The sequence below is a fragment of the Rhodovulum sp. PH10 genome (assembly GCF_000293785.1).
Taxonomy (GTDB): Bacteria; Pseudomonadota; Alphaproteobacteria; order Rhizobiales; family Xanthobacteraceae; genus Rhodoplanes.
In genome coordinates, this window is sequence record NZ_AKZI01000128.1 from 1 (window position 1) to 3,502 (window position 3,502).

Sequence of the window (3,502 nt, forward strand, 5' to 3'; positions counted from 1 at the left end):
CCACGGGAGAGGGTAAGAACCCGAGCCGTTCAGCCGGAAACCGTATCACATCGAACTCACGCCGCCTTGCCGGCGGTCAGCACCACCGTCAGCTCGCGCTGCAGGGCGGCGAGATCGAACGGCTTGCGCAGCACCGGAAAGCCGTCGCGGGCGACCTCGGCGGCCTTGTCGCTGAAGCCGGTCATCAGGATCACCGGCAGCCCGGGATGGCGGGTGCGCAGCTCGCGGGCGAGGTCGAGGCCCGAGGCTCCGCCCGGCATCAGGATGTCGGACAGCACGAGGTGGAAGCGATCGTCGCTCTCGCCGTCGTCCGCGTCGAGGATGGTCAGCGCCTCCTTCGGCGAGGCGGCGATCGCGACGCCGAAGCCGAGCTGATCGAGGAACGAGCGGCACACCTCGGCGACCGAAGGATTGTCCTCCACCACCAGCACGCTGCGGCCCGCAGCTGTGGTCTCCGGCACCGGCGCCGGCTCCACCTGCGCCACCTCGTAGGCGACGCGCGGCAGATACATCGTCACCACCGTGCCCTCGCCCGGCCGGCTTCCGACCGTCACCGCGCCGCCGGCCTGGCGGCAGAAGCCGTAGACCTGGCTCAGGCCGAGCCCGGTGCCCTTGCCCGGCTCCTTGGTGGTGAAGAACGGCTCGAACACCCGCGGCAGCAGGTCGGGCGGGATGCCGTCGCCGCTGTCGGCGAACGAGATCGCGGCGAACTCGCCGCGCAAATCCTCGATCGCGCGGGCGTCGTCGAGCGTCTCGGCGGCGACGCCGATCACCAGCCGGCCACCGTTCGGCATCGCGTCGCGGGCATTGACGCAGATGTTGAGCACCGCGACCTCGAACTCGCCGGCGTCGACCTTCACCGCCAGCGGCTCGCCGGGCACCTCGATCGTCACAGAGATGTCCTCTGCGAGCGAGTGGCGGATCAGCTCGGACAGCTCTGGGATGCGGGCCGTGAGGTCGATGCTGTGCGGGCTCACCGCCTGCTGGCGCGAGAACGACAACAGCTGGCGGGTCAGCGTCTCGCCGCGGCGCGCCGCGGTCAGCACCATCTCGATCAGCCGCTGCTCCTTGTCGGACGCCACCATGCGGCGCAGCCGTTCGGCGCTGCCGAGAATCACCATCAGGAGGTTGTTGAAGTCGTGCGCGACCCCGCCGGTGAGCCGGCCGACCGCCTCCAGCCGCTGGCCGTGGCGCAGCGCCGCCTCGGCCGCCGCGCGACGGTCGGCCTCGGCATAGAGGCCGATGGTCCGGTGGCGCGCGTACCACAGGATCAGGAACAGGAGCAGCGTCGCCGGCAGGCCGAACACCAGGTGCGTCGCGATGCTGCCGAGCCATTCGGCGCGGATCGTCGCCGTCTCGACGCCGGCCAGGACATAGACCGGGAACCCCTCCACCCGGCGGTAGCCGAGCCGCCGCTCGCGGCCGTCGACCGGCGACACCGCGGTGAACAGGCCGCGGGCGGGATCGGCTTCGAGCGCGGAGACGAACGGGGTCTTGCCGGGATCGAGCCGGGCGTCGGGCGGCGCACCGCCCGGATAGCGCGCCAGCAGTGCACCGTCCTTGCGCGCCAGGGCGAAATAGTCGCCGGGGCCGCGGGCGAGCTCGGCATAGAACTTCTCGAAGTCCTCCGGCTTGTGCGACAGGACGACGATGCCGCCGAACGAGCCGTCGGGCCGGGTGATCCGCCGGCTCATCGCGAAGAAGCTCGGCCCCTTCACCAGCCGCGGGGTGAAGACCGCGCTGATATAGGTGCCGCCGCCGTGCTCCAGCTGGGCGCGGAAGAACTCGCGGTCGGCGAGCGAGGCGGCGCGCGGCGCCGGGGCGAAGTAGCTGGTCACCAGCGGCACCCCGTCCGGGCCGATGATCCAGATCGACTGCACCTGCGGCATCCGGGTGGTGATCCGATGCAGCCGCGCCTGCAGCCGGTCCTCGTCGGCGCGAATCTCCGCCGGGGTCATGCCCGACACCGTGTCGATCAGCTCGTCGGCCACCAGCTCGCTCGAGTTCAAGACCTTGAGGGCCTGCTCGTGCAGCACGTCGACCGCGCGATCGATCCGGTCGTCGGCGATCTCGTGGACGGAGTCGTACTCGCGCCATGCGGCATAGGCGAACAGCGCCGCCGGAACCAGCAGCGATCCGACCATCAGAGCGCCGAGAATGCGCAATGTCCCGCGTCGTGCGGTGGTCATCGGGCCGAGCTCCGCGAGACGGGGAATTGGGGACCGAGGGCGACTCGTCCCGCGACGAGGGCCGAGCGAAAACGTCGCTCCGCGCCGAAAGTTCCCAGCCAGACAGCAGCTTCCCGCGCGGCGTTGCCACGCTGCGCGCACGCTCGAAAAAAAACGCCCCCGAGCTCGGGAGCGTTCCTGTCGTCTCGTACCGTCGGAGGATCCCCCGCCGACCGCTCGGCGGGGATGCAGACTGACGGCAGGATCCCGTTCGAGGCGATCACTCGGCGGGAATGCGCACGCCGGCCACCGGCGCGGCATCGACCGGCGCGGCCTCCGTCTTGTCGGCCCCGCGCATCAAACCGCCGGCGAGGTCCTGCAGGCTCGGGCGCCGCAGCGCCGAGAACGGCAACGGCCGGGTGACGTCGATCGCCGCGAGGCCGAGCCGCGCGGTCAGAAGGCCGTTCAGCACGCCCTCGCCGAGCCGCGCCGACACCTTGGCGGCGAGCCCCTGGCCGATCATCTGCTGCACCAGCCCGTCCGACACCGACAGACCGCCGGTGACCGCGAGATGGGCGACCACGTGGCGCATCAGCCGGACGAGGCCGAGCGTGCCGGGCCGGCCGCCATAGAGCAGCGCCAGCTTGCGCACCAGCCCGAGCGCGGTGATCAGCACGAAGATCATGTCGACCGCCGCCCGCGGGCTCACCGCGGTGACCACCGAGACGCGCTTGGCCGCATTGGTGACGAGGCGCTGGGCCTCCTGGTCGAGCGGGTTCATCAGCTCGCGCTCGGCGAGATGGACGAGGTCGCGCCCGTCGATGATCTCGTTGAGGTGGAACTGCACCCGCCGGCGCGGCTGGGCGAGCGCCGGGGTCTGGCTCGTCACGGTGAGCAGCTCGGCGACCGCGGCACGGCCGGCATTGCGGTCGTCGCTGACGATCGCTTCCGCCGCGCGGCCGCGCAGATGGTCGATCGCCTTCAGGCGCATCAGGCCGGTCGCCTCGCGGCCGACGATGACGGCGGCGGCGACCGTGGCGGTGGCGGCGAGCAAGAGGCCGAAGGTGCCGAGCCAGCCCGAGCGCGAATACATGTCGGCGACCAGGTCGACCACCGAGAGGGCGATCGCGATCGCCACGAGGCTGCCGGCGGCGCCCCAGAACAGCGTGGCCCACGGCACCGGCCGGCCGGCGGGGGCGAGGCGCTTCGGCAGCTCCGCCTCGGCCTCGGCGGCGGCGACCACCGGATCGGGCGGCGGCGGGGGCGGCGCGGCGGTCTTCAGCCGGGCGAACGGCCGGCGCGGCGGCGGCCCGGCGGCGGGGGGCGGCCCGACC

2 protein-coding genes are annotated in these 3,502 nt (G+C 72.3%); both read right to left on the reverse strand.

Annotated features, from left to right (window positions below; all coding sequences use genetic code 11):
* Positions 1–56: 56 nt before the first annotated feature.
* Complete coding sequence (locus A33M_RS18555) at positions 57–2,189, reverse strand: hybrid sensor histidine kinase/response regulator (RefSeq protein WP_008390443.1); 2,133 nt, start codon at positions 2,187–2,189, stop codon at positions 57–59.
* 259 nt (positions 2,190–2,448) lie between these two features.
* A partial coding sequence (locus A33M_RS18560; protein WP_157223557.1) for a YcjF family protein occupies positions 2,449–3,502 on the reverse strand: 1,054 nt, incomplete at its 5' end.